This window comes from Clostridium sp., from assembly GCF_036639235.1.
Classification (GTDB): Bacteria; Bacillota; Clostridia; order Clostridiales; family Caloramatoraceae; genus Clostridium_AB.
In genome coordinates this window covers 1-23,407 of record NZ_JAVWJB010000019.1, presented here as the reverse complement: position 1 = coordinate 23,407, position 23,407 = coordinate 1, and the positions used below count along the sequence as shown (strand labels likewise).

Below are 23,407 nucleotides of genomic sequence, written 5' to 3'. Positions count from 1 at the left end.
ATTTTATATAGTTTAAACATAGTAGTTTTTTATTTATTTGTTATAATAAGTGAAAAGAAAATTGAGAAACTTAAAGGAGAATCTATGAAGGGGAATTTTGTAGTTAAATCACATCAAATAAGTAGTAGCCTTAGTGTATTTACTGGAGACTATAAACCAGAAAACTGTGAAACAGTATTTTTTCCAGGGTGTAGCTTATCAGGCTATAACTCTAATATAGTTAATAAAACATTTGAGTATTTAAGTAGTAAAATAGATAATATAGGACTTATAGTTGCTTGTTGTTCTAAGCCATCATGTGATATTAAGGACAATAAAAGGCATACTAAAATAGAAGGTACCCTAAAGGAGAAGCTTAAGGATTACGGAATTAAGAATGTTATTACAGCATGTAGTAACTGTTTTATTATGTTTAAGCAGTACCAAGGAATTAAGGTTATTTCATTATGGGAGGTTCTAGATAATATTAAAGAAGACGATTTTAATGGAATAGGAGAGGGAATTGATTTAGATATTGCATTGCACGATCCTTGCCCAATTAGAAAAGAAGACATTATTCATGACTCAGTAAGAAGCATTCTAAAAGCCTCTGGATATAAGTATCAAGAGTTTGACAATTGTAGAAGCAGAACAATTTGCTGCGGTGCATCAGGAATGATGATGGCTAGGAATCCAGTCCTTGCTAAAGCTCTTATGACTAAAAGAGCAAATTCAACGAAGAGTAGTAGAATTGTTAGTTACTGTGAAAGCTGCGTTCAATCTATGATAGTTGGTGGTAAGGAAAGTCTACATTTATTAGATTTATTATTTAATGAAAAAGTTAAGAGGGGAGATTTTAAAACCCAAACAAGTATTCCTCTATTAAAGCACTGGGTAGAAAGAAGAAAAACATCTCTTATACCAAGGAAAAGGAGATAGATATGCTAGATACATATGGAAGAAGATACTTTAACCCATTAATAGATTATATTGGGGATAAGTTATTAAAAATCAACTTAACCCCTAACAATGTAACAATAATAGCACTGTTTATTGGTATATTAACATTTCCATTAATTTTATATAAACAGTATATATTAGGGACTATAGTATTATGGATATCAGGATTACTTGATGCTGTAGATGGAAGTATGGCTAGAAAAAGCAACTGTAAAAGTGATATTGGAGCATTAATGGATATAACATTTGATAGAATAGTAGAATTATCAGTATTATTAGGGCTTGCTATAAATTTTAGTGAAGCAAGACTATATCTATTAATTTTACTTGCATCAATACTTATATCTATGACAATATTTCTAACCGTAGCAGCAGGTGCAAGTAACAAGGGAATTAAATCATTTCACTACCAAACAGGACTTGCAGAGAGAACAGAAGGTTTTATAATGTTTTCTTTAATGATGGTATTTAATAATTATATTAATATAATAGCCTGTATATTTAGCTCCATAATTATATTTACAATAGTGCAAAGAGCCCTAGAGGCAAGGAAATTACTTAAATAAATTTAAGATAATATACTTCTTAGAAAACCCTTTCTATTCATAGAGAGGGAATTTTTATTTGCACAATTTTATTATATTTGTTATAGTATATATAGAACATATAGAATACATATAATAAAAAGGAGGCTATCTATGAATTTAGTACTTGATTTTGAAAGTGAAGTTCCTATTTATCTTCAGCTTAGAAATGAAATAGTTAAAGCTATTGCATTAAATCAACTTGAAGAGGGGTATTCCCTTCCATCAGTTAGAAGTCTTGCAGATGATATAGGAATCAATATGCATACTGTAAATAAAGCATACAATATACTGAAAAGCGAAGGGTATATTACCCTTGATAGAAGACATGGTGCATTTATATCTAAAAAAGCAGTAAGTGAAGATGATAATACAAGGCTTAACTTAGAGTTTGAGGGTATTATTATAAGCTGCCTTGCTAAGGGAATGGATAAGGAAGAAATAGAAAAAATGGTTCAAAGCATTTATCTTAAATTAAAGGGGGAGATTTAATGTTATTTTATTTACTACTAGTACTGCTACCTGCGGTGTTAATGTTATTTACTTCTTATAAGAATATAAGTTTTGGTGATAAAACACTACTATTTGGGGTTAGGTTACCTGTTAACTTTAATAAAGGTGAGAATATAGATAAGATAATAAAGGACTACAAGAAAACTAATATAATCAGTTCTATATTATTAGTTGTAGTAGCAACAATAGCTATGTTTTTTATACCAGAGGAGTTTGTTATAACTATTGGTATACTTTCAATAGTTTATATGAGCCTTACAATATACATTTCATTTTATAAGGCACATAATAAGGTTAAAGCTATTAAAATAGATGAAAAGTGGGATGGTTATACTAAGAATGTTGTTATAGTAGACCTTAATAATAAGAAAAACATTAAGGGATATAAGGGGGCTTTAGCACTGTTTTTAGCTCCAATACTTGTTATAGTAGCAACACTTGGGATAATGATCCACTCATATAATTCCCTAAAAAACACAATAGTTCAAAGTGGAGGTTTAAAAACATTTGGAGAGGTAGTTCCACTACATGAATATCTTTTCCCTGTATATATGCAGATTATATTACTTGTTATTTTGACTTTAAGTGGATTAATGATTCTTAAGAGTAAGCAAATAATAAATGGTGGAGAAGTTGAGAAGATAAAATCTCTTAATATAAGACTTAAAAAGATTAATCTGTTCTTCCTAGCTATTATGACAACCATAGTTGAGGTTATATTTATGATAATAGCATTATCTAAGGGAAGTGCACCAACTGTTACAGTTCTTATAGCAGTTGCAGTAATGTTTGCTGTTGTTATTATACTAACTATATATTATGAAAGAACTATTAAACAGCATAAGGAAGTTTCAAGTGAAGAAAATATAGTTAATAAGGATGATGATAGATTTTATATTGCAGGAATGTTTTACTCTAATCCAGGGGACCCATCTATAATAGTTCCTAAAAGAGTAGGAACAGGAAGCGACTTTAACTATGGTCATAAAAAGGTTAAAATACCTGCAGCTATTTTCGGTGTTATTATTTCAATAGTACTTGGATTTACAGCTTTCTATTTACCATTTGATATGGGTGAAAAAAGCCCAGTTATAGATAATAAGGTAATTAAGATAAGTGGAATTTATGGAGAAGATATTAATAGAGACAATATTGCTTCAGTAACACTTGAAAACATACCAGATAAGGTGGTTAAGACAAATGGCGCTGCACTTGAGACTAAGTTATATGGTAACTTTAAGATAAACGGTATAATTAATTCAAAGATGTATGTATCTAATACTAGGATTCCAGCTGTTAAGATATTACTTAATGATGGAAGAGTTATCTACATTAACCACAACGGTGAAAAGGGAACTATGGAAGTTTACACATTAATTAGTTCTTTTATAAAGTAGATTAAATTTAATAAAGAGTAAAAAAAAAGCCCCAATATTGGGGCTTTTGATTTTTATAATTACTTAGCTGGAATTACAGCAGTTCCGTATTTTTCTTGAAGGAACTTCTTAGCATCCTCTGACTTAAGAACATTTACAAGTTCCTTAAGTGCTGGGTTATCCTTGTTGTCTTCTCTTGAAACTACAACATTAACGTGCTTTTGAATATCAGCTACATCTTCAACAAATAGAGCAGCCTTAGTATCAAGTTTAGCTTCTAGAGCGTAGTTACCATTGATTATAGCAGCATCTACTTCATCAAGTATTCTTGGAAGCTGTGCAGCATCAAGTAGTTTAATCTTTAAGTTCTTAGGATTTTTAACAATGTCTTTTTCTGTTTGATTTTCACCATTTGGATCTTTAAGTTCAATTAAACCTTGCTTTTGAAGAAGCTTAAGAGCTCTTGTTCCGTTTGATGGATCATTTGGTATAGCAATAGTAGCACCGTCTTTGATCTCAGTTGCTGCCTTAATCTTATTTGAGTAAGCAGCTAGTGGTTCAGCATGGATATCTCCAATCGGAACTAGCTTAGTACCATTTTCAGTGTTGAACTTAGTTAGGTATGGTACATGTTGGAAGTAGTTAGCATCAAGTTGACCTTCAGCTACTGATTTGTTTGGAATTACATAATCAGTAAATTCCTTTATTTCAAGTTCAATTCCTTTTTCCTTAAGTTTTTCCTTGGCGAATTTAAGAACTTCAGCATGAGGAACTGGTGTAGCTCCTACTACTATTTTCTTAGTATCAGCCTCTGGCTTAGCATCTTCCTTAGCTCCGCATCCTGTTAATAGTGAAGCAGTTAGAACTGCTGCTAGTGTTAGTGTTACTAATCTTTTTAGTTTCATTATGGTTTCCCCCTTAAAATATTATTTGTTGATTACCTTTTATCAAATTTTCTAGCTAGGAAATTACCTGATTGCTGAATAATTTCTACTAGAATAATTAATACAATTATAGTTAGAATAACTATTTCATTATTATATCGCTGATATCCTTCACGGATAACATAGTCTCCAATACCTCCACCACCAACGGCACCTGCCATTGCTGAGTATCCAAGAATATTAATAATAGATAAAGTAATTCCAAGTATTAATGATGGTAGTGCCTCAGGAAGCATTACCTTAAATATAACTTGAAGGTTTGTTGCACCTGCAGCTAGTGACGCTTCAATAAGTCCGTAGCTAACTTCCTTTAGGGAAGATTCTATAATCCTTGCTACAAATGGAGCTGCTGCTACTGATAGTGCAAGTGTAGCTGCCTTAGTTCCAATACTTGTTCCAAGTATTAACTTAGAAAGTGGGAACAGGGCAATTAACAGAATAATAAATGGAATAGATCTGAATATATTAACCAGGGTTCCAATTATAGTGTTAACTGTTTTGTTTTCTAGAATATGCCCCTTATCTGTTACAGTAAGTATAATTCCCAGTGGAAGACCAAGTATTACAGAGGCTAAAGTTGCTATAGACACCATAGTAAATGTTTCAATCATAGGAACTTGTATTGACTGAAGAAATTCGAAAATTGATTCCATTGTTATATCACCTCAACCTTTAGCTTTATGTCATTTAAGTAGTTTAGAGCCTTGTCTATTTTATCATTGTCACCTGTTACCTTAATAATAAGATTTCCAAGCTGGACTCCTTGAATTGTTTCTATATTACCTGCAATAATGCTTATATCTAGGTCAAAGGTTCTTGATAGTCTAGATACTATAGGTTCATTTGTTTCGTTACCCTTAAAGAATAGTCTAAGTAGCTTTTCATCATTTTTAAGAGTATTTACTACTTCAACTGGTGCTTCAAGTACCATATCCTTTAAAAAGTCCCTGGAAGTTTTTGTTTTAGGGTCTGAGAATACATCAATTACATTTCCCTTTTCTACAACAATACCTCTCTCAAGAACAGCTACCTTATTACATAGCTTTTTAATAACATCCATTTCATGTGTTATAACAACAACTGTAATATTGAATTTTTTATTTATATCCTTAATTAATGAAAGGATTGATTCTGTAGTTGTAGGGTCAAGTGCTGAAGTTGCCTCATCACATAGAATTATCTCTGGGTTATTTGCAAGTGCTCTTGCAATACCAACTCTTTGCTTTTGACCACCTGATAACATTGAAGGATACACATCCTTTTTATCAGAAAGCCCAACAACTTCAAGTAGCTCATTAACTTTTTTATCTATTTCACTTTTAGGCTTTTTACAAAGCTTTAAAGGAAAGGCAACGTTTTCATAAACCGTTGAGTTCATAAGAAGATTAAAGTGCTGGAATATCATTCCTATCTTTCTTCTAGCTTCTCTAAGTTCTTGTTTTGATATTTTAGTAATATCTATTGTTGAATCTCCTAGTAATGAATTAACAAGTATTTCTCCACTTGTAGGTTTTTCAAGTAGATTTATACATCTAACAAGTGAAGATTTACCAGCACCACTAAGACCAATTATTCCGTATATATCACCTTTTTCAATGTGAAGATTAATATCTTTTAATGCTTCTACTGCTTGTCCACCAGAAGTATATACTTTACTTAGGTTTTTAATCTCTATCACAATAACATCTCCTTTTGTAATAACTAATTTATAAATTTATATAAAAAAAACCTCAATAGAGGCTTTGTCCTCTCATTTTCAACATAAAATGTTGCTGGAATTAGCACCTTAGCTTAAAGCCGGTTGCTGGGCATCATAGGGCCAGTCCCTCAGCCACTCTTAATAAGAGCAGATATTTAATTTTGGGTATAAAAAAATCCTCTACATGAGAGGGTTCTAGTTCTCTCTCATCTTTCAACATAAATGTTGCTGGACTTAGCACCTTGGCTTAAAAGCCGGTTGCTGGGCGTCGTAGGGCCAGTTCCCTCAGCCACTCTTAATAAGAGTAAAATATTAACTTCAAAAGTCTTAATGTGATTATAATGCTATAAAATAACTATGTCAATATATTATTTCAAAAAAAGATTTATTTTCTAAATAATATAAAAACACCTAAAATATATTACATAATAAAGGATAAAACATGGTATTAAACACATAGTATAGGGAAATTTAATAGATGAATAATATAAGATACTTTATAATGTATAAGGTTTTATAAGTTTGAAATAGATACAATTATATGGTATCATACAAGTTGTTAAAAATTTATAAAGTAAATAGGAGAGATACTATGGGTAGGATGTTTGGAACAGACGGAGTAAGAGGAATTGCAAATACTGAACTTACAGCAAATTTAGCATATGACTTAGGGCGTGCAGGTGCCTTTGTATTATCAGATTCAAAGGATAAGCCTACTATATTAGTAGGGAAGGACACTAGAATTTCAGGAGACATGCTTGAAGCAGCACTTGTTGCAGGGATATGCTCAGTTGGAGCACGTGTTATTTGCGTAGGCGTTGTACCTACACCTGCAATAGCGTATCTAACAAGATATTATAATGCAGATGCAGGAGTTGTAATCTCAGCTTCACACAACCCAGTTGAATATAACGGAATTAAATTCTTTAACAAGGATGGATATAAGCTATCAGATAGCGTAGAAGATAGAATAGAATCATTACTAGACGGTAAGATGGATACAATTCCATATCCAACAGGATGTGAAATAGGTACACGTGAAGATAAGATGGATGCTATTGAGGACTATATTGCATTCCTTGAAGAATCAGTTGATGTTTCATTAAGTGGACTTAAGATTGCTATTGACTGTGCAGAGGGAGCATCATCATATTCAGCACCTAAGATTTTTGAGAAGCTTGGTGCAGAGGTGTATGTTATTCACAACACACCAGATGGAACTAATATTAACAAGGACTGTGGGTCAACTCATATGGGTCAGCTAAGAAGCTTTACTCAAAGTATGGGATGTGATATTGGTTTTGCATTTGATGGAGATGCGGATAGATGTCTTGCAGTAGACGAAAATGGTGAAGATATTAATGGAGATCATATTATTGCAATTATAGCTAAGGCTTTAAAGGGTGAAGGAAAGCTTAATAATGATACTGCAGTAGTTACAGTTATGAGTAATATGGGACTTGATATTGCAGGAGAAAAAGAAGGAATAGCTCTTAAAAAGACTAAGGTTGGAGATAGATACGTACTTGAAGAAATGGTAAGTGGAGGCTATAACCTAGGTGGTGAGCAATCAGGACATGTTATACTTCTTGATTATAATACTACTGGAGATGGACTTATGACGGCTCTAATGATGTCAAAGGTTTTAGTTAACACTAAGGAAACAGCATCAAGTCTTAAGTCAATAATGACAGTACTTCCTCAGGTTCTAGTTAACGCAAAGGTAACTAACGATATGAAGGATATTCATGAGAAGGATTTAGATGTTATAGAAGCTATTAAAAATGCTGAAGCTTCACTTGAAGGTCGTGGAAGAGTTCTTATTAGAGCATCAGGAACTGAGCCATTAGTTCGTGTTATGCTTGAAGGAGAAGATCTTGAGAAGATTGAATCTCTTGCAAATGAAATCGCTGAACTTATTAAGAGTAAGGCAGCAAATTAACATAAAATTCATATACTAACATAGAAAAGGATTTGTTTTTCAAATCCTTTTTATTTTACCTTAATTTACAAAGAATAATTTAGATTTAATATTTATATTTAGGGAAAACTAAACCATAAAATAAATTTGAGGTGTTAGTTATGAGTAAGATAGGTATCATAGGATGTGGTTTTGTAGGTTCGACAATTGCATACACACTTGCAGTAACTGGACTTGTTAATGAGATAGTTATAGTAGACCTTAACAAGGAGAAGGCAGATGGTGATGCACTTGATATAAGCCATGGAATATCACTTGTTAAGCCTATAGATATATATGCAGGTGATATAAGTGATCTTAAAGACTGTAATATTATTGTGTTAACAGCAGGTGTTAACAGGGTGCCTTCTAGTAGTAGATTAGAACTTACAAGGGACAATGTTAATATATTCAAGTCCCTAATTCCAGAGATAGCATCTGTTAATGAGGATGCTATATATTTAGTAGTTAGTAACCCAGTTGATGTATTAACCTATGTAACCCATAAAATTCTTGGTAAGGATCATAGGAAGGTTATAGGTTCAGGTACAGTACTTGATAGTTCAAGGTATAGATATATATTAAGTAGGTGCCTAGATATTGACCCAAGAAACATTCATGCCTATATTATAGGAGAACATGGAGATACTGAGTTTCCAGTATGGAGCAGTACATCTATTTGTGGTATGAGCTTAAGTGAATACTGCGCATTTGCAGGGAATTCATTAACCTGTGATAACAAAATTGAAATCGAAAAACAGGTTAGAGGATGCGGAATGGAGATAATTAAGAAAAAGGGTGCTACCTATTATGCTGTTGCTATGTCTGTTATGAGAATTATTGAGTGTATATTAAGAGATGAGAGAAGTATACTTCCAGTATCTTCTTTAATCAATGGATGCTATGGAATTAGAGACGTATCACTATCACTTCCAACTATTCTTTCAAGTGATGGGGTGGATAAGGTAATAGAAACAACCCTATCAGATAGTGAGATTAATAAGCTTATTCATAGTGCTAATACCTTAAAGGAAGTAATTCGTGGAGTAGGTTTCTAATAATATAACTGTGACCTTTTTTAATTTCTATGAATAGTATAGTATTAAAGATTTAAAAAGGGTGGTTATTTAGTGATTATTGGTATTGATATGGGCCATACATTGAATCCAGCTAATTATGGTGCAGTTGGTCTTAAGAAAGAGTCGGAAGAAACAAGGGAAGTTGGAGAAAAAGTAATACAGTATTTAAAGTGTATGGGTCACACTGTAGTTGACGTAACTGTTGATTATGCAAACACACAAAATGAAAGTCTTAAGCAAAGAGTTGCTAAGGCAAATGCACAGTATTTAGACCTTTTAGTATCACTGCATTTTAATGCATTTGATGGCAAGCGTAATGGAAGCGAGGTTTATACATTTAGAGGCAGAAAGCTTCCACAGGCAGAAAGGGTACTTAATAACTTAAGTAAGCTAGGCTTTAAAAATAGCGGTATATTTGATGGTAGCAAGCTATACATGATAAGAAAGAGTAAAGCACCTGCAATGCTTGTTGAAATTGCATATATAGATAGTGAAAAAGACATGAAGCTTTATGAAGATGATTTAGTTGCACAGGCTATTGTTGAGGGGATTACAGGACAGAAAATCCCTGCTAAGTGTATTATAGAACTTGAAGATGATCCATTTATAAAGAGGAAGAATAGTAATTCTTCAATTAGAACAATAAAAACATATAAGGTTAATGTTGGTGGAACAATGGATTATGGTAGAGCTGTTAAAATATCAGCTATGCTAAAAAGTAGTGGTTACACTGTTTCAATTGAAGCAACAGAGTAGTTTGTTAACCAAACTGTAAAGAAGTTTTTAATCTTAGGCATCATAATATTTATGGTGCCTTTTATTTTTATGTATAAATAAATTAATATATAAAATACTAATAAAAATGGATAAATACAAAAAATACAAGACGAAATCCTTTATTTTTGATATAATATACGGGACTATATAATCAGACAAAACCTAATCAGAAATTTTATATATAGCGCCAGGATTTCGGATTGAAATTGACGAGGACAGGGTTTATCGATTTATCGGCGGATGCCCTGCGTTTAACCAGCGAAAAAGCCTAACAAACCCTTAAAGTGATTTAAGGAACAAAAAGGTGTGGTTATTGGGTTTTGATGGTTTTAATTGAAGGGAGAAATTTAATTTATGTGTGGAATCGTAGGATATATAGGTGGTAGAGAAGCATCACCTTTATTAATCGAGGGACTTTCAAAGCTTGAGTACAGAGGATATGACTCAGCAGGGGTTGCTATTATCAACAATGGAGATATCCAAATTGAAAAAAGCGTTGGAAGACTTAAAAACCTTGAAGCGAAACTTGAAGTTAACCCAATAATGGGACAATTAGGGATAGGGCATACTAGATGGGCAACTCATGGAGAGCCATCAGATGTTAACTCACACCCTCATTTTAATGCATCAAAGACTATTGCAGTAGTTCATAATGGGATTATTGAGAATTATATATATATAAAGGAGTGGCTAACTAGCCTTGGATATGTATTTACATCAGATACAGATACAGAGGTTATAGCACATCTAGTTGACCATTTATATAATGGAGACATAGTAAAAACTGTTGCAGAGGTTGTAGAAAAACTAGAAGGGTCATATGCACTAGGTGTTATTACTAGTAACGAACCTGATAAGTTAGTAGCTATTAGAAAGGACAGTCCACTTATAGTAGGTATTGGAGAAGATGAAAACTTCATCGCATCAGATATACCAGCTATTCTTGCACAAACAAGAAAGGTATACCTACTTGAAGATAAGGAGCTTGTTGTTCTTACTAAGGAAGGTGTTACTATTACAACTCTTGAGGGAATGCCAGTTAAGAAGGAAGTATTCAACGTAACTTGGGATGCAGAAGCTGCAGAAAAGGGTGGATATGAGCACTTTATGATTAAAGAAATCCACGAACAACCTAAGGCTATCCGTGATACTATGACTTCAAGAATTATGGCTGATTCAGATGAGATTAAGCTTGATGATATTAAGCTTACAAAGGAAGATCTTAAGAATATTGATAAGATATTTATAGTAGCATGTGGTACAGCTTACCACGCAGGTATGGTTGGTAAGTATGTAATTGAGAAGCTTGCTAGAATACCAGTTGAAATAGATATTGCATCAGAATTTAGATATAGAAGCCCAATTATTAACGAAAGAACTCTTATGATCGTAGTTAGCCAGTCAGGTGAAACTGCAGATACTATGGCAGCTCTTCGTGAATCAAAGAAAATGGGTGCAAGAGTTATAGCTGTAACTAACGTTGTAGGAAGCTCAGCTGCTAGAGAAGCAGATGATATACTATATACTTGGGCAGGACCTGAGATTGCTGTTGCCTCAACTAAGGCATACACAACTCAATTAATTGCTATGTATATTATAGGTTTATACCTTGCAAGACTTAACGATAAGATGACAGTTGAAGAATTTAGAGTTATTAGAGATGAGATGTTAACTTTACCTGAGAAGGTTGAAGAATTACTTAACAATAAGGAAACTCTTCAAAAATTCGCTCACCTTAACAGCAACGAAAAGGATATGTTCTACCTAGGACGTGGACTTGATGGTGCAGTTGCACTTGAAGGAGCACTTAAACTTAAGGAAATTTCATATATTCATGCAGAGGCATATGCAGCGGGAGAGCTTAAGCACGGACCTATCGCTCTTATAGACGATGGAATCCCTGTAATTGCACTTGCAACTCAAGATGAATTATTTGATAAAATGGTAAGTAACATACAAGAGGTTGTTACTAGAGGTGCTAAGGTATTATCAATAGCTTGCGTTGGAAATACAGAAATAGAAAAGGTATCAGAGGCAGTAGAATATATACCTAAGGTATTAAGCCTACTATCACCTGTTCTATCAGTTATTCCACTACAACTTCTTTCATACTATGTTTCAATTGAAAGAGGATGTGACGTAGATAAGCCAAGAAACTTAGCTAAGTCAGTTACAGTAGAATAGAATTATTAAGAGCTTAGATTCATTATTGTTATCGTAAAATAAAGTCGGTAAAAAAAAAATAAAGTTTGTAAAAAAAAAATAAAGTCGGTAAAAAATATGACTTTAAAATTGTTTATAAATTTATAATATTAAAATCATGGATAGATTAAACTAATAATTTTATCCATGATTTTTGTTTTAAATTCGCTGATTTAAATATAATACATAAAAGTAAAAACAAACCATTATATTTGAAAAGTTAATAGGATGGTTTATTAAACTATATACAAAGGAAAAAAGTTATGATAACTATAATTAGAGATATTTATCCAGATGAGATTTTATATAGCTGGATTAGTCGATATCATAAATTCAGTGGTAATTTATTATTAAAGGATACTCTTGATGAGTTGTTTGGAAAAAAGAAGAGTTCGCTTGGGTTAGGAGAAGTATTTGGATTAAATACCTTATGTGATAGGACAAGTAGTATTCTGGGATTTACACCAGAGTATATAATAAAAAATCATACTTTAATTCCAATGTTTAAGCCTTTTTTAACTCTAAAAAGATATAATTTAATTTGTGAGAGTATAAAGGGCAGTGGGGGAAAAGAAGACAAGTTTACAATGAAAGCTAATGGAGAATATGAATTTAATACATTTAAAATTTGTTCTAAATGTATTAGTGATGATAAATTAAAGTACGGTGAGACATATTTACATAGATCTCATCAAATATTTGGAGTTAACTATTGTAATGTACATGGGACTCAATTAAAAAGTTTACGTTATAATAAAGAAGAAATTATAGATGTAGATAAGTTGAGCTTAGATGATTTAATAGAAAAAGAAGCGAAACCTATAATAATAAATAAAGATATAGGTATTAAAATTGCTAATGATCTTAATAGTATTCTTAAAGAAAACTCATTGACGGATCATACCTTACATTCAATAAAAGATAAATATAAACATATGTTAATTAGAAAAAATTATTGGATAAATAATGGTTCAGTAATGCATAAAAATATAGTAAGGGATTTTATAGAATTTAATACTATAGAATTTCTTGAAACTTTTAATTTAATACCAAATCAAGATGCTAATATTAATTGGATAATGAGAATAGTAAAGAATAGAAAAGACACATTAATACATCCTTTTAAGTATTTACTTTTTATATACTTCGCATTTGGAAATCTTGATAAATTTGTTAATTATGATGTAACTAAATCTTTAATGTTAGACAATGGTCCTTGGCCATGTTTTAATAAATGCTGTCCACAGTATAAAAAAGAGGTCATAGATATATATAAATTTCAGCAAAGAAATAATACAGGTTATACTTTATATGGATTTGAGTGTTTGGAATGTGGGATGATATATACAAGAAGAGTATTTCCCAATAAAGAAGATGATAAATTTAAGTTAGGGAGAGTATTATCCTATGGTCATTTATGGGAGAAAAAGCTTAAAGATTTGGTTAATAAAGAAACATTGCTGACAGAAATTGCAGAAAGTTTAGGATGTTCAAGGACAACTGTAAAATTACAAGCAAGTAAGTTATCTATTGAAATAGGAAACTATACAGAAGTTAAAAAAAGGAAAAGTAAGACCAAAGTGTGTAATTATGATAATAGTGAGATATTAAATATCTACAGAAGTAGATTACAGAGTTTAATTAATAGTGAAGAAGAAGTAACTAAGAGTGACTTACAGAAGCTATTAACAAAAGAGTATACCTATTTATATAGAAATGATAAGGAGTGGCTTAAGAAACACATACCACAATCTATTAGCATCCAGAAAGGTATGGATAAATACTTTGAAGGCTATTGGAGTAAAAAAGATCTTGAAATAAGTAAAAAAGTTGAGAATTCGATTAACAGAATGTTAAAAGAAGAAAAAGTGATAAAATTGGCATATATAGCAACGGATATTAATTATTATGGTATAAAAAATAAAGTTTATAGAGAAAAAATGCCTATAACTGAAGAAATACTTAATAGATTTTGTACAAGCATTAGAAGAAGTTAGAAAAATTTAAATAATGTTTGAAAGAAGATGATTTCCATTCAATAAACAATATACTTTGCCAGGTTAATAAACAGATAGCGTATTGTTTATTAACTTATATCAAGTTGTTAGTATTTGTTTACATAATTACTATGTTTGTAATATATAATTATGTATAATAAGAATATAAATTTTAAATAATGGTATTGTTTATGAGATAGTTTGATTATAAATTACCTTGTGAATGTTGATTTTTAGGAGGATATAGTTATGGAACCAAGAAAATTACTGGATACACTTTTGATTGCTGAAAGACTAAAAGACGTGACTCGTCATTGCTATACGTCTAAAGGTAGACACGAAAGTGTAGCTGAACATAGTTGGATGATGACTTTAATGGCTTATTTTATGAAGGATGAATTTCCAGAAGTAAATATGGATAAAGTTATCAAAATGTGTATTATACATGACTTAGGAGAGGCATTTACAGGGGATATTCCTACTTTTGAAAAGACAGAAGTTGATGAAAAGACAGAAGAAAATTTATTATATAGTTGGGTAAATTCTCTTCCTGATCAATATGCAAAAGAGATGATTTCACTTTATGAAGAAATGGCAGAGCGTAAGACTAAAGAGGCTCAAATTTTTAAAGCTATTGATGGACTTGAGGCTTTAATACAACACAACGTTTCTGACTTATCTACTTGGATTCCAAAAGAATATGAGTTAAATAAAACATATGCAAATGACAAGGTTGCCTTTTCAGAATATCTTAAATTAGTAAGGCAAGCAGTTCGTGAAGATACTTTGAATAAATTAGGTGAAAAATTATAATTAAAGTTGCAGATTTTAAAGCACATAAATTTTAAATTAATATTTACTATAATGATAATTATATTAATTTATAGTAAAATGATTAATTTTTTAATATTAAGTTAATAATTTATATTAAATAAACCAGTTTTTAAAAAAAAATCAGGTTGTTGACTTTAGACAACGCATGATGTTTTTAAAAGCTGGTTTTTATTTTTTGAGGTGAATGGTATGTCAATACAAAGAAAAACGGATAAATATAGACTAATAGAAAAGCGAGGAGAGGGAATTGGAGAGAATTACAAGCCATGGCTTAAGGTACATGAATTTGGTACAAGAAGTAGAAGCCATAGAATGATTGGGTGGAAGCATAAAAGAATATTTCAGTTAATGTCTGATTTGGAGTTATACTTTTTTCTGTTATTGCAATGGAATGAAAATATTTTGGAAATAAGGGAGCAATACCCCTTACTACCTTTAGAGCAAACTTTGTTAATTTCGGAAGAAATACAAGTAGTACATCCTCCTAAAACACAAAGGATAAAAACAGTAATGACGACAGATTTTTTAGTAGCGGAGAGGAAAAATAATGAGATATGTAAGTTAGCAATTGCTATAAAAACTGATAGTGAGTTATCAAATTTAAGGACAGTAGATAAGTTAAGAATTGAAAAAGAGTATTGGGATATTAAAGGTATACCTTGGGCAATAGTAACAGATAAAAATATAGATAAAGTTAAAGCGATAAATATTTACAGTATTTATAATGATTATTTCTGGGGAGAAGAAAGTGGCTATACAGAAAATGAAATAAAAAGGTTTATTTTTAGTTATAAAACTTTATTAGTTAAAAATGAATATGATTTTTTAAGAGCTTCAAAAAAGTTTGAAGATATAAATGGTTGGATTAATGGAGAAGGTATTAGATTTTTTAAGTACTTATTAGCAATAAAAGAGATAAAAACAAATATGAATGTGAAGTTTGATTTTAGAAATATGAAAGTATGGATTTAAGGAGAAGTAGGATGAGTAGATATTTAATGGTAAATGATATTATAAGAGATTCAGGGAATAGTAAATTTTTTAGAATAGTATGGATTGAACAGGATTATAGTTATTGCTTTGTAATTGAGTTATTTACAAAAAAGTTAAATATTATTCGTTTAAATATTAGCGTAATAAACTCAGAATTAGATCTCGGAGTTTTAGAGTTAGTAGAGGATGATCCATATATTAAAATTATTGATGAAAGTAAATTAACCGATAGACAGGCTAAGTTATTAAATCAATCACATATGATTATACAGAAAGTCCTTAGAAGAATCCCTGAACCAGAATTTTATTCTTTTAAGGTAAGAAGAAAAGTAATTATAGACGTATCAAATGAAGATGGTATTAGTGAAAAATCAATTTATAAGTACTTAAGAAAATATTTACAAGGTGGAAAAACAAAGTATGCACTTGCGACTGATCTTGATAAGTGTGGTGGTAAAAATAAGAAACGGATGAATAGTACAGTAAAAAGAGGGAGACCTAAAAGATTAAGCTATATAACTGGGGAGCAAATAGGAATAAATATAGATGAAGGAATAGAAAAAATATTTAATATTGCATGTAATAGATATTATATGCGAGATAAGAAAATGAGCTTAGCTAAAGTATATAGAATGATGCTAAATGAATTTTTTTCTTATGAGGTAAAAGAGGGAATCAATATAGAAAGAAAAGTGAAGAGTATAAACGAGATACCAACTTTAGGGCAGTTTAAATATTGGATTTACAATAACAAGGGATTAGATGAAAAATTGTTAGCGAGATTAGGTGAAAAGAAGTTTAACTTGAACTATAAAAACTTAAAGTCTGACTCAATATATGAAACATATGGACCAGGATTTAGGTATCAAATTGATGCTACAATTGCAGATGTTTTTTTAGTAAGTAGAATTGATAGAACATCTGTCATTGGAAGACCGGTAGTTTACTTAATAATAGATGTATTTAGTAGGATGATAACTGGTGTTAATGTATGTCTTGAAGGACCTTCTTGGAATGGAGCATCTACTGCATTATATAATTGCATGGAAAATAAAGTGGATTTTTGTAGTAGATATGGGGTAAATATAAGTGAAGAAGAGTGGCCTGTTAAAGGGTTACCCCAAGTTATTTTAGCAGATAGAGGAGAATTAGTTGGGCCTATTGCAGAGAATATAATTCAAGGATTAAGAATAGGTCTTGAGAATACACCAAGTTATATGGGATGTGCAAAGGGATTAGTTGAACAATACTTTCATGTCATAAATACAGAAGTAAAACATTGGTTGCCAGGGGAAGTGAAAAAAGAATTTAGGGAAAGAGGGGTTAGAGACTATAGATATGATGCAAAGCTGGATATAATACAATTTACTCAGATTATTATTTACGCTGTATTAAAAAGAAATAAAACAGTAATGGAGAAGTATCCACTAACTAAAGAAATGATTAAAGATGAGGTAAAACCAATACCAATTGATATATGGAATTGGGGTATGAGTAATATGACAGGAAATTTAAGAAGATTACCTGAAGACTTACTCAGGGTAAATCTATTGAAAAGAGCAACAGCCTCTATAAGAGAAGATGGAATAAGGTATAGAGGTATGATATATACATGTGAATTAGCGGAAAAAGAAAATTGGTTTTTATCGTCAAGAGTAAAGGGGGCAGAATATGTTGAAATTGCCTATGACGATAGAGATGTATCAATTATTTATTTAATATTACACAGTAATAAGATTATAAAGGCATATTTAAATATGCAAAAAACATCCAATCAATTATTTAAAGGTGCAACTTATGGTGAGATTGAGGATTATCTATTTTGTAAAAGATACAAGATAACTGAATTAGAAGATGATATGAATCAATTAAACTTAAATTTTGATCAAGAGGTTAAGAAAATTATAAAAGAGGCAACCGATTTAAGTAGAGATAGTAAAAATAATATAAAAAACATAAGGGAAAATAGAAAAATTGAAAATGATAGCCATAGAGGTAAGCAAGCAATAGTTCTTGAAAGTAAAAATAAAATTGAAAAAAATAAGAACGATGATACTATTGACTATACATATAAAGATGACTCAAGAGAAGATATGCTTAAGGATATAATGAGAATTAGAAAGGATTTTTTTAATGGTAGCGAAGGATAAAGAGTATGTTGAAGACTATAGTTGTAGTCAATATGAAGAATATAATAATGGGATATTTAAGTTTAATGAACATGTACTTGCAAAGTATATTAAGCAGGATGAGCCTACATTTCAAGGTAATGAATTAATAGAGGCATTACCGCCAGTTAAAAATATAGACCAAAGTTTTAGAAGCTTATATAGACCACCATTATATTTAGAAAGCGAAAAGAATGAAAGTAAGGAATATAGAATCCAAGCTACTTTAAGACTGTTGGATTATTTAATTCCAATGATAAAGAATTTTGAGGTAGAGTCTAATATAGCTAATGTTATTAGGCAAGGGTATGTATCAAAAAGAATAACATCTCCAGAATATATTAATGAATTAAAAAAATATTCAAGTTTGTTAACAAGTCACTATAGTAAGGAGAGTAGTGAAGCTGCATGTATATGTAGTTCTTCAGCAAGTTCATCTACTGGATTCTCAATTTTAGGGATAAGTGGAGGAGGTAAGACAACAGCAGTAAGTAATAGTTTGGTATATTACCCTCAAGTAATACAACATACAGGGTATGAGGGAAACCGGTTTTTATTTACTCAAGTAACATGGTTGAAAATAGACTGTACATATAATGGTAGTTTAAAAGGTTTGTGTCAGAAATTTTTTATGGAGTTGGATAAGATACTTAATACTGATTATCTAAGAAAGTATGGTAAAAATAGTATAGGAATAGATAGAATGATACTTTCAATGGCACAGTTATCGCTTAAGCACGGATTAGGATTACTTGTTATAGATGAGATACAACATTTAAGTTCAAGTGTTAAAGGGGAAAATATATTAAACTATTTTGTTACTATGATGAATGAAATAAGAGTTCCAATAGTTTATATAGGAACATACAAAGCACATAAGTCTATTTTAAGTAAAGATTTTAGGCATGCAAGAAGGGCAATGGGAATTGAGAACATAAATTGGGGTGTTATGTTACAGAATGAGGAGTGGAATATGTTTGTTGAAGATTTATGGAGATACCAGTGGGTAAAGAATACTTCAATATTAACAAAAGAGATTAAGAAGTTGATATATGAGAAGACAGTAGGAATAACAGATAGAATAATAAAGTTATTTGTTGCATGTCAGATTGAGGCAATAGTATCAGGGAAAGAAGAGATTACAGAGACTATTATAAAAAAGGTTGCAGATAACAAATTTAATTTAACAAAGAGAATGACAAATGCACTATTAACTGATGATATAGATATATTATCAGAGTTCGAAGATCTATGTAGTCCAGATATAACTGGTGAGGCACTTAAGTCACAGAAGAGACTACAAATAGAGGAGAGAGTTAATGAAATATATAATAGTCAAATGAGAAAGATAGCAAACAAGGAGTCAGAAGTGAGAAGTAATCTTATTATAACTTTATCAAGATTCGGGCATGGAATAGATAAAGTTAAGAAGAGCATTGACATAGTAATAGAGAAGCATGGATATAAAAAGGAAGAGTCATTTTTATTAAATGAAGTAGTAAAACTACTAATAAAAAGTGATGAAATAGGTATTAAAAGCATGGAGGAAAAAGCAAAAGGTAAGAAAAATAAGCAGATATCTAATGAAGAGAGAAGTAAATTTATTTTAGAAAATAGTGATGACATGATAAAAAGCATAATAGGTGGTGAGTAAAATTATATCATTTTTACCTAAAGTTTATTCAGATGAGATTTTATATAGTCTTATTGGAAGGTATCATGCACAAGGTGGAAATATAAGTCTAAAAGATACTATGAAAGATTTTTTTAGTACAAGTAATATAATACCTACAATAGAATTTCAAAGTCACATTCAAGTATTTTGTAACAACTTAAGAAGAATACAGGATACTAATGCTATAAATATATTAAATAGTAATACTTTGTACCCTATATATTGTAATTTCTTAAGTAATGAAATAAGAAATGATATATTTGAGTTGATGATGTGGGGAAAAGGAGGTGCAATTAAATATAAGACAGGAATGTTAGCAGGGGGGATATGTAAGAAGCAAGGTATACACTATTGTCCTTTATGTGTTAAGAAAGAGTTTAAAGAGTTAGGTGAAGCATATATACATCGAACACATCAAGTTGAAGGAGTACTGGTGTGTGAACTACATGGATGTTGTTTGAAAAAATATAGTGTATTTAAAAAGATTCAAGAGTTTATAGTTTTAGATAAGAATAACGTTGATTTTAAGGAAACATATTTTAAGGAAAAAATAAGTAGTGATTTGTGTAAATTAGCAAAAGATGTGTACTACATATTAAATAGCAATATATCTAAATACAGCATTGACAATATAGATAAATTATATAAAAAGATATTATATAATAAGGGGTTTTCAAGCGTAACAGGAAGAGTATTTCAATTAAATTTAGAGGAAGAATTTATAAACTATTATGGAAGAGAAACACTTGAACTACTTGAAAGTTTTAATTTAAATAATAATGAACATAGTTGGTTAAGGAAAATTACACGCAAGTTTAGAAGTAGTATTCATCCAATAAGACATCTACTATTTATAGGATTCCTATGTGGAGGAATGGTTGGGTTCGTAAAAGAATTGGATGAAATAGATAGTGAAAAAAGAAAAGAAAAGTGGCCTTGTTTAAATATTGCTTGTGAGTATTATAATCAAGAAGTAATAGAAGAATATAAAATAACTAAAGATTACAAGTCAAAAAAGTATATAGGTACTTTTGAATGTATTTGTGGATTTATATATGCCAGGGATTTAGAGAAACAAAAAAACTTTATTGGAAAAGTAATAAAATACGGAGAGGTATGGGAGAGGAAGTTAAAAAGCTTAATAGTAAGTGAAAGTTCTATACGAGCTATAGCAAGTCAGATGAAATGTGACTCGACAACTGTTGTAAAGTACTCGGAGAAACTAAATTTAAAGTGTATGTTAAATACCCAAAGACAAAACTTATTTAAAGACAAAACTGATTCAAAACAAGAAGTTAAAACTATTTATAGAAAAAAGATAATGGATATGTTAGTTATAGATTCTAATATAAATAGAAGTAAGTTAAGAAGTGTGTTAAGAAAAGAATATTTATGGCTATATAAAAATGATAAAGATTTTATAGATCAACATATACCACTTATAAAATATAATAAAAAGAGTGTAAGGGATTATACAAAATATTGGATGGATAAGGATGATGAAGTTTTACTATTATGTATTACTGCATATGAAAGTTTAATAAATGAGACTAAACCAGTAAGAATAACAAGGTCTTTAATAGGTAGGAAAATAAACAAGTTGGCATTAATTCAAAGAAAAATAGATAAGTTAAAATCTACTAAAGAATATTTAGATAAAATATGCGAAAGTATAGAAGAGTTTAAGCAAAGAAAAATGTAAAATAATTTTAATTATTGAAAAAAATATAAATTTTTGCTATGGTGTATATATATTATACTGGAGGAGTTTATATGGATACATCACAAAAAAAATATTCAAATGAGTGGAATGAGAGTTCAAATTTTTTTTATGAAAATAATTCATATTCATGGATGGCTAATCAGATAAAAGAATATAATATAATACTTGAAATAGGTTGTGGAACAGGGCAGAGTACTCTTTCACTGTTAGAGTCAGGGCATAAGGTTATAGCAATTGAAAAAAATATTTTTTGTATTGATAAAGCAAAGTTACTCTTAGAAAGTAAAGGATACAAAGTTGGGTCACTTAAAGATAGATTGGAAAATTATGATGTAATTATTTTGAATAAAGAGCTGTTTGATACCTCACTTAGTAGTTATTTGAAAGAAAGTTCATTTGATGCAGTTATTTGTTGGAATGTAGGAACTTATTGGGATGATGAAATGGTTCAATATTATAGACCTATTATGTATGATTATGGACTAAGTGTTGAGCAAATTGCATCAAATATGAAATGTTATTATGGAGAGATAATTATATCTATGGCTTGCAAGATTGCTTATTATAAGAAAGTTCCAGTAAACATAATTGATAGAATTGATCAAAAATTAACTGAGGAAAATGACACTTACTTTGTTACAATAAAAAAAGAGTTTGACTTTTCTAATATAAAATATGAAAATATTAGAACACAAACATTATCGACAGGAGGGAAAGCTCTTGAGGTTAAAGGTAATGTTTTTGAAGATGAACTAATAGAGGTTTATTTAACGTCTATACTAATGAATTATTAATAGTGTTTATTATATTAAGATTTAGAAGCATTATTAGTAAAATATAATAGAGATATTGTTAGCAAAATATGTTTAAAACTACTAAAAGAAATATTAGTTAGTAAAGGCATGGCAAATATACAAAACTTATAGGTTTGCATGGGTGATTGTATAAGGTTAGAAAAAAGTTGCAAAATATATTGAAAATAAACTACATAATTTTAAAATGAAAAAACATGTGATTTATTTACATGTTTTTTTACCGACTTTATTTTACTAAAATTTAAGTATAAAGTATAAAATGATACTTTTTTTACCGACTTTATTTTGTGGTAGTAAAATTATGTCAACGGTACAATGAGGCTTAGAGGTATATTTTTTTACCGACTTTATTTTACGATAACAATTATCTAAGCTCTTTTTGTTATTTTAAATGATTTATATAAAATTCTACAACATAATGCTAGCAGTATAATTATAGTTGAAATTAATACAGCATTGTAAACAAGAGGGTTTACTGTACTTAAAGCATTAAAAGGAATAATACAAATTCCTATAAATATAAATGGATGAAATATAATCTCCTTACCTAAGCCTAGTTTAGAATTTAAACAAATAAAGGCTAGGGAACATATAAGCTGTGCAATAAATGCTACAAATAAATAAAGAAGTTGAAAGCCACATCCATCATGCCAAGGTGAAAACTCTAATAAGCTACTAAAAATATATATGGAAAATAGGATTGAAATTATCTCAAGTATAATAAAAGTATTAAATATTATTTTTGGTATATTCATGAAATACCTCCTAGTTCTATATATTACTATTATATGGTAAATGTAAAATTATATGGGTTAAGAATAAGTTAAGATTTAATATATTAAATCTTAATAAAGTTATAATAAGTAATAATTTTTACTAAATAACAATTGTTGTTGATTTAATAGCTATTTAGGTATATTATTTTAATAGAGATAGATAATAAATTACTTTAAAAGATAAATTAGGTAGATGATATAAGGAACTATTATAGTAATTTAAGTTAAAGGAGATGGAATTATGATTCAGTGGATAAGTGAATTAACTCCAGTACAGCAAGCATTAGCAGCAACGCTTTTCACATGGGGTGTTACAGCACTTGGTGCATCACTAGTATTTTTCTTTAAAACAA

General features: G+C 30.1%; 19 protein-coding genes, 2 pseudogenes and 2 riboswitches. Of the genes and pseudogenes, 17 read left to right on the top strand and 4 right to left on the bottom strand.

The annotated features are described in order from the left end of the window. Positions 1 to 84 precede the first annotated feature (84 nt). The 4 genes from RR539_RS06425 to RR539_RS06410 all read left to right on the top strand — a co-directional run bounded on the left by RR539_RS06425 (position 85) and on the right by RR539_RS06410 (position 3,433). Positions 85 to 918 (top strand): (Fe-S)-binding protein, encoded by an 834-nt coding sequence (locus RR539_RS06425; RefSeq protein ID WP_332500261.1) that lies wholly within the window; start codon positions 85 to 87, stop codon positions 916 to 918. Between the two features lie 2 nt (positions 919 to 920). After that, entirely contained in the window at positions 921 to 1,505 is a 585-nt protein-coding gene (locus RR539_RS06420; protein ID WP_332474016.1) for a CDP-alcohol phosphatidyltransferase family protein, read from the top strand. A gap of 132 nt (positions 1,506 to 1,637) precedes the next feature. Beyond that, on the top strand, positions 1,638 to 2,015 hold the full coding sequence (locus RR539_RS06415) for a GntR family transcriptional regulator (RefSeq protein WP_332474015.1): 378 nt from the start codon (positions 1,638 to 1,640) through the stop codon (positions 2,013 to 2,015). Continuing rightward, on the top strand, positions 2,015 to 3,433 hold the full coding sequence (locus tag RR539_RS06410) for a DUF5808 domain-containing protein (protein ID WP_332474014.1): 1,419 nt from the start codon (positions 2,015 to 2,017) through the stop codon (positions 3,431 to 3,433). The genes RR539_RS06415 and RR539_RS06410 overlap by 1 nt, the downstream gene beginning before the upstream one ends. Before the next feature lie 59 nt (positions 3,434 to 3,492). On the opposite strand, the gene RR539_RS06405 is transcribed toward RR539_RS06410, so the two are convergent. From RR539_RS06405 to RR539_RS06395, 3 genes are read right to left on the bottom strand one after another with little or no spacing between them, the layout of a single operon-like run. Continuing rightward, entirely contained in the window at positions 3,493 to 4,317 is an 825-nt protein-coding gene (locus RR539_RS06405; RefSeq protein ID WP_332474013.1) for a MetQ/NlpA family ABC transporter substrate-binding protein, read from the bottom strand. A gap of 32 nt (positions 4,318 to 4,349) precedes the next feature. Beyond that, complete coding sequence (locus tag RR539_RS06400) at positions 4,350 to 5,009, bottom strand: methionine ABC transporter permease (RefSeq protein ID WP_332474012.1); 660 nt, start codon at positions 5,007 to 5,009, stop codon at positions 4,350 to 4,352. A 2-nt stretch (positions 5,010 to 5,011) separates the two neighbouring features. Beyond that, positions 5,012 to 6,034: a methionine ABC transporter ATP-binding protein gene (locus RR539_RS06395; protein ID WP_332474011.1), complete on the bottom strand. Its 1,023-nt coding sequence runs from the start codon at positions 6,032 to 6,034 to the stop codon at positions 5,012 to 5,014. A 69-nt stretch (positions 6,035 to 6,103) separates the two neighbouring features. Continuing rightward, a riboswitch (SAM riboswitch) is annotated at positions 6,104 to 6,203 on the bottom strand. A 55-nt stretch (positions 6,204 to 6,258) separates the two neighbouring features. Then, positions 6,259 to 6,360, bottom strand: a riboswitch (SAM riboswitch). Positions 6,361 to 6,647: 287 nt separating this feature from the next. On the opposite strand from RR539_RS06395, the gene glmM reads away from it, so the two are divergent. From glmM to RR539_RS06340, 12 genes and pseudogenes are all read left to right on the top strand, one after another. Further along, positions 6,648 to 7,997 carry a phosphoglucosamine mutase gene (glmM, locus tag RR539_RS06390; RefSeq protein ID WP_332474010.1) on the top strand — a complete coding sequence of 450 codons (1,350 nt, stop codon included), beginning with the start codon at positions 6,648 to 6,650 and terminating at the stop codon, positions 7,995 to 7,997. Positions 7,998 to 8,137: 140 nt separating this feature from the next. Continuing rightward, positions 8,138 to 9,073, top strand: a complete 936-nt coding sequence (locus RR539_RS06385; protein WP_442878399.1) for an L-lactate dehydrogenase — start codon at positions 8,138 to 8,140, stop codon at positions 9,071 to 9,073. A gap of 72 nt (positions 9,074 to 9,145) precedes the next feature. Continuing rightward, positions 9,146 to 9,850 (top strand): N-acetylmuramoyl-L-alanine amidase, encoded by a 705-nt coding sequence (locus RR539_RS06380; protein WP_332474008.1) that lies wholly within the window; start codon positions 9,146 to 9,148, stop codon positions 9,848 to 9,850. Positions 9,851 to 10,225: 375 nt separating this feature from the next. Next, the gene (glmS, locus tag RR539_RS06375) at positions 10,226 to 12,055 is read left to right on the top strand and encodes a glutamine--fructose-6-phosphate transaminase (isomerizing) (RefSeq protein WP_332500260.1); all 1,830 of its coding nucleotides are present in this window, start codon (positions 10,226 to 10,228) and stop codon (positions 12,053 to 12,055) included. Positions 12,056 to 12,336: 281 nt separating this feature from the next. Next, a complete protein-coding gene (locus RR539_RS06370; RefSeq protein WP_332500259.1) occupies positions 12,337 to 14,070 on the top strand; it encodes a TnsD family Tn7-like transposition protein in 1,734 nt (577 codons plus the stop codon). Positions 14,071 to 14,319: 249 nt separating this feature from the next. Next, positions 14,320 to 14,883 (top strand): HD domain-containing protein, encoded by a 564-nt coding sequence (locus RR539_RS06365; protein ID WP_332500257.1) that lies wholly within the window; start codon positions 14,320 to 14,322, stop codon positions 14,881 to 14,883. Between the two features lie 210 nt (positions 14,884 to 15,093). Further along, complete coding sequence (locus tag RR539_RS06360) at positions 15,094 to 15,876, top strand: TnsA endonuclease N-terminal domain-containing protein (protein ID WP_332500256.1); 783 nt, start codon at positions 15,094 to 15,096, stop codon at positions 15,874 to 15,876. An 11-nt stretch (positions 15,877 to 15,887) separates the two neighbouring features. Beyond that, on the top strand, positions 15,888 to 18,047 hold the full coding sequence (locus RR539_RS06355; RefSeq protein ID WP_332500254.1) for a hypothetical protein: 2,160 nt from the start codon (positions 15,888 to 15,890) through the stop codon (positions 18,045 to 18,047). Further along, positions 18,031 to 19,719 carry an ATP-binding protein gene (locus tag RR539_RS06350; RefSeq protein WP_332500253.1) on the top strand — a complete coding sequence of 563 codons (1,689 nt, stop codon included), beginning with the start codon at positions 18,031 to 18,033 and terminating at the stop codon, positions 19,717 to 19,719. Before RR539_RS06355 ends, RR539_RS06350 begins: the two co-directional genes overlap by 17 nt. After that, positions 19,709 to 20,188, top strand: a pseudogene (locus RR539_RS10895) (TniQ family protein); the annotation flags it as partial. The gene RR539_RS06350 and the pseudogene RR539_RS10895, both read left to right, overlap by 11 nt. Positions 20,189 to 20,197: 9 nt before the next feature. Further along, entirely contained in the window at positions 20,198 to 21,442 is a 1,245-nt protein-coding gene (locus tag RR539_RS06345) for a TnsD family Tn7-like transposition protein (protein WP_332500252.1), read from the top strand. 71 nt (positions 21,443 to 21,513) lie between these two features. Next, positions 21,514 to 22,257: a class I SAM-dependent methyltransferase gene (locus tag RR539_RS06340; protein WP_332500251.1), complete on the top strand. Its 744-nt coding sequence runs from the start codon at positions 21,514 to 21,516 to the stop codon at positions 22,255 to 22,257. 389 nt (positions 22,258 to 22,646) lie between these two features. Here RR539_RS06340 and RR539_RS06335 read toward each other — a convergent pair whose 3' ends face one another. Then, positions 22,647 to 23,033 carry a hypothetical protein gene (locus RR539_RS06335; RefSeq protein WP_332500250.1) on the bottom strand — a complete coding sequence of 129 codons (387 nt, stop codon included), beginning with the start codon at positions 23,031 to 23,033 and terminating at the stop codon, positions 22,647 to 22,649. A 265-nt stretch (positions 23,034 to 23,298) separates the two neighbouring features. Here RR539_RS06335 and RR539_RS06330 point away from each other — a divergent pair. Further along, positions 23,299 to 23,407: pseudogene (locus tag RR539_RS06330) on the top strand (ZIP family metal transporter); the annotation flags it as partial.

What these genes read in the sequence shown, in the direction of transcription:
- RR539_RS06425 (WP_332500261.1), top strand. Translation starts at nt 85, where the DNA reads ATGAAGGGGAATTTTGTAGTTAAATCACATCAAATAAGTAGTAGCCTT.
- RR539_RS06420 (WP_332474016.1), top strand. Translation starts at nt 921, where the DNA reads ATGCTAGATACATATGGAAGAAGATACTTTAACCCATTAATAGATTAT.
- RR539_RS06415 (WP_332474015.1), top strand. Translation starts at nt 1,638, where the DNA reads ATGAATTTAGTACTTGATTTTGAAAGTGAAGTTCCTATTTATCTTCAG.
- RR539_RS06410 (WP_332474014.1), top strand. Translation starts at nt 2,015, where the DNA reads ATGTTATTTTATTTACTACTAGTACTGCTACCTGCGGTGTTAATGTTA.
- RR539_RS06405 (WP_332474013.1), bottom strand. Translation starts at nt 4,317, where the DNA reads ATGAAACTAAAAAGATTAGTAACACTAACACTAGCAGCAGTTCTAACT.
- RR539_RS06400 (WP_332474012.1), bottom strand. Translation starts at nt 5,009, where the DNA reads ATGGAATCAATTTTCGAATTTCTTCAGTCAATACAAGTTCCTATGATT.
- glmM (WP_332474010.1), top strand. Translation starts at nt 6,648, where the DNA reads ATGGGTAGGATGTTTGGAACAGACGGAGTAAGAGGAATTGCAAATACT.
- RR539_RS06385 (WP_442878399.1), top strand. Translation starts at nt 8,138, where the DNA reads ATGAGTAAGATAGGTATCATAGGATGTGGTTTTGTAGGTTCGACAATT.
- glmS (WP_332500260.1), top strand. Translation starts at nt 10,226, where the DNA reads ATGTGTGGAATCGTAGGATATATAGGTGGTAGAGAAGCATCACCTTTA.
- RR539_RS06370 (WP_332500259.1), top strand. Translation starts at nt 12,337, where the DNA reads ATGATAACTATAATTAGAGATATTTATCCAGATGAGATTTTATATAGC.
- RR539_RS06365 (WP_332500257.1), top strand. Translation starts at nt 14,320, where the DNA reads ATGGAACCAAGAAAATTACTGGATACACTTTTGATTGCTGAAAGACTA.
- RR539_RS06360 (WP_332500256.1), top strand. Translation starts at nt 15,094, where the DNA reads ATGTCAATACAAAGAAAAACGGATAAATATAGACTAATAGAAAAGCGA.
- RR539_RS06355 (WP_332500254.1), top strand. Translation starts at nt 15,888, where the DNA reads ATGAGTAGATATTTAATGGTAAATGATATTATAAGAGATTCAGGGAAT.
- RR539_RS06350 (WP_332500253.1), top strand. Translation starts at nt 18,031, where the DNA reads ATGGTAGCGAAGGATAAAGAGTATGTTGAAGACTATAGTTGTAGTCAA.
- RR539_RS06340 (WP_332500251.1), top strand. Translation starts at nt 21,514, where the DNA reads ATGGATACATCACAAAAAAAATATTCAAATGAGTGGAATGAGAGTTCA.
- RR539_RS06335 (WP_332500250.1), bottom strand. Translation starts at nt 23,033, where the DNA reads ATGAATATACCAAAAATAATATTTAATACTTTTATTATACTTGAGATA.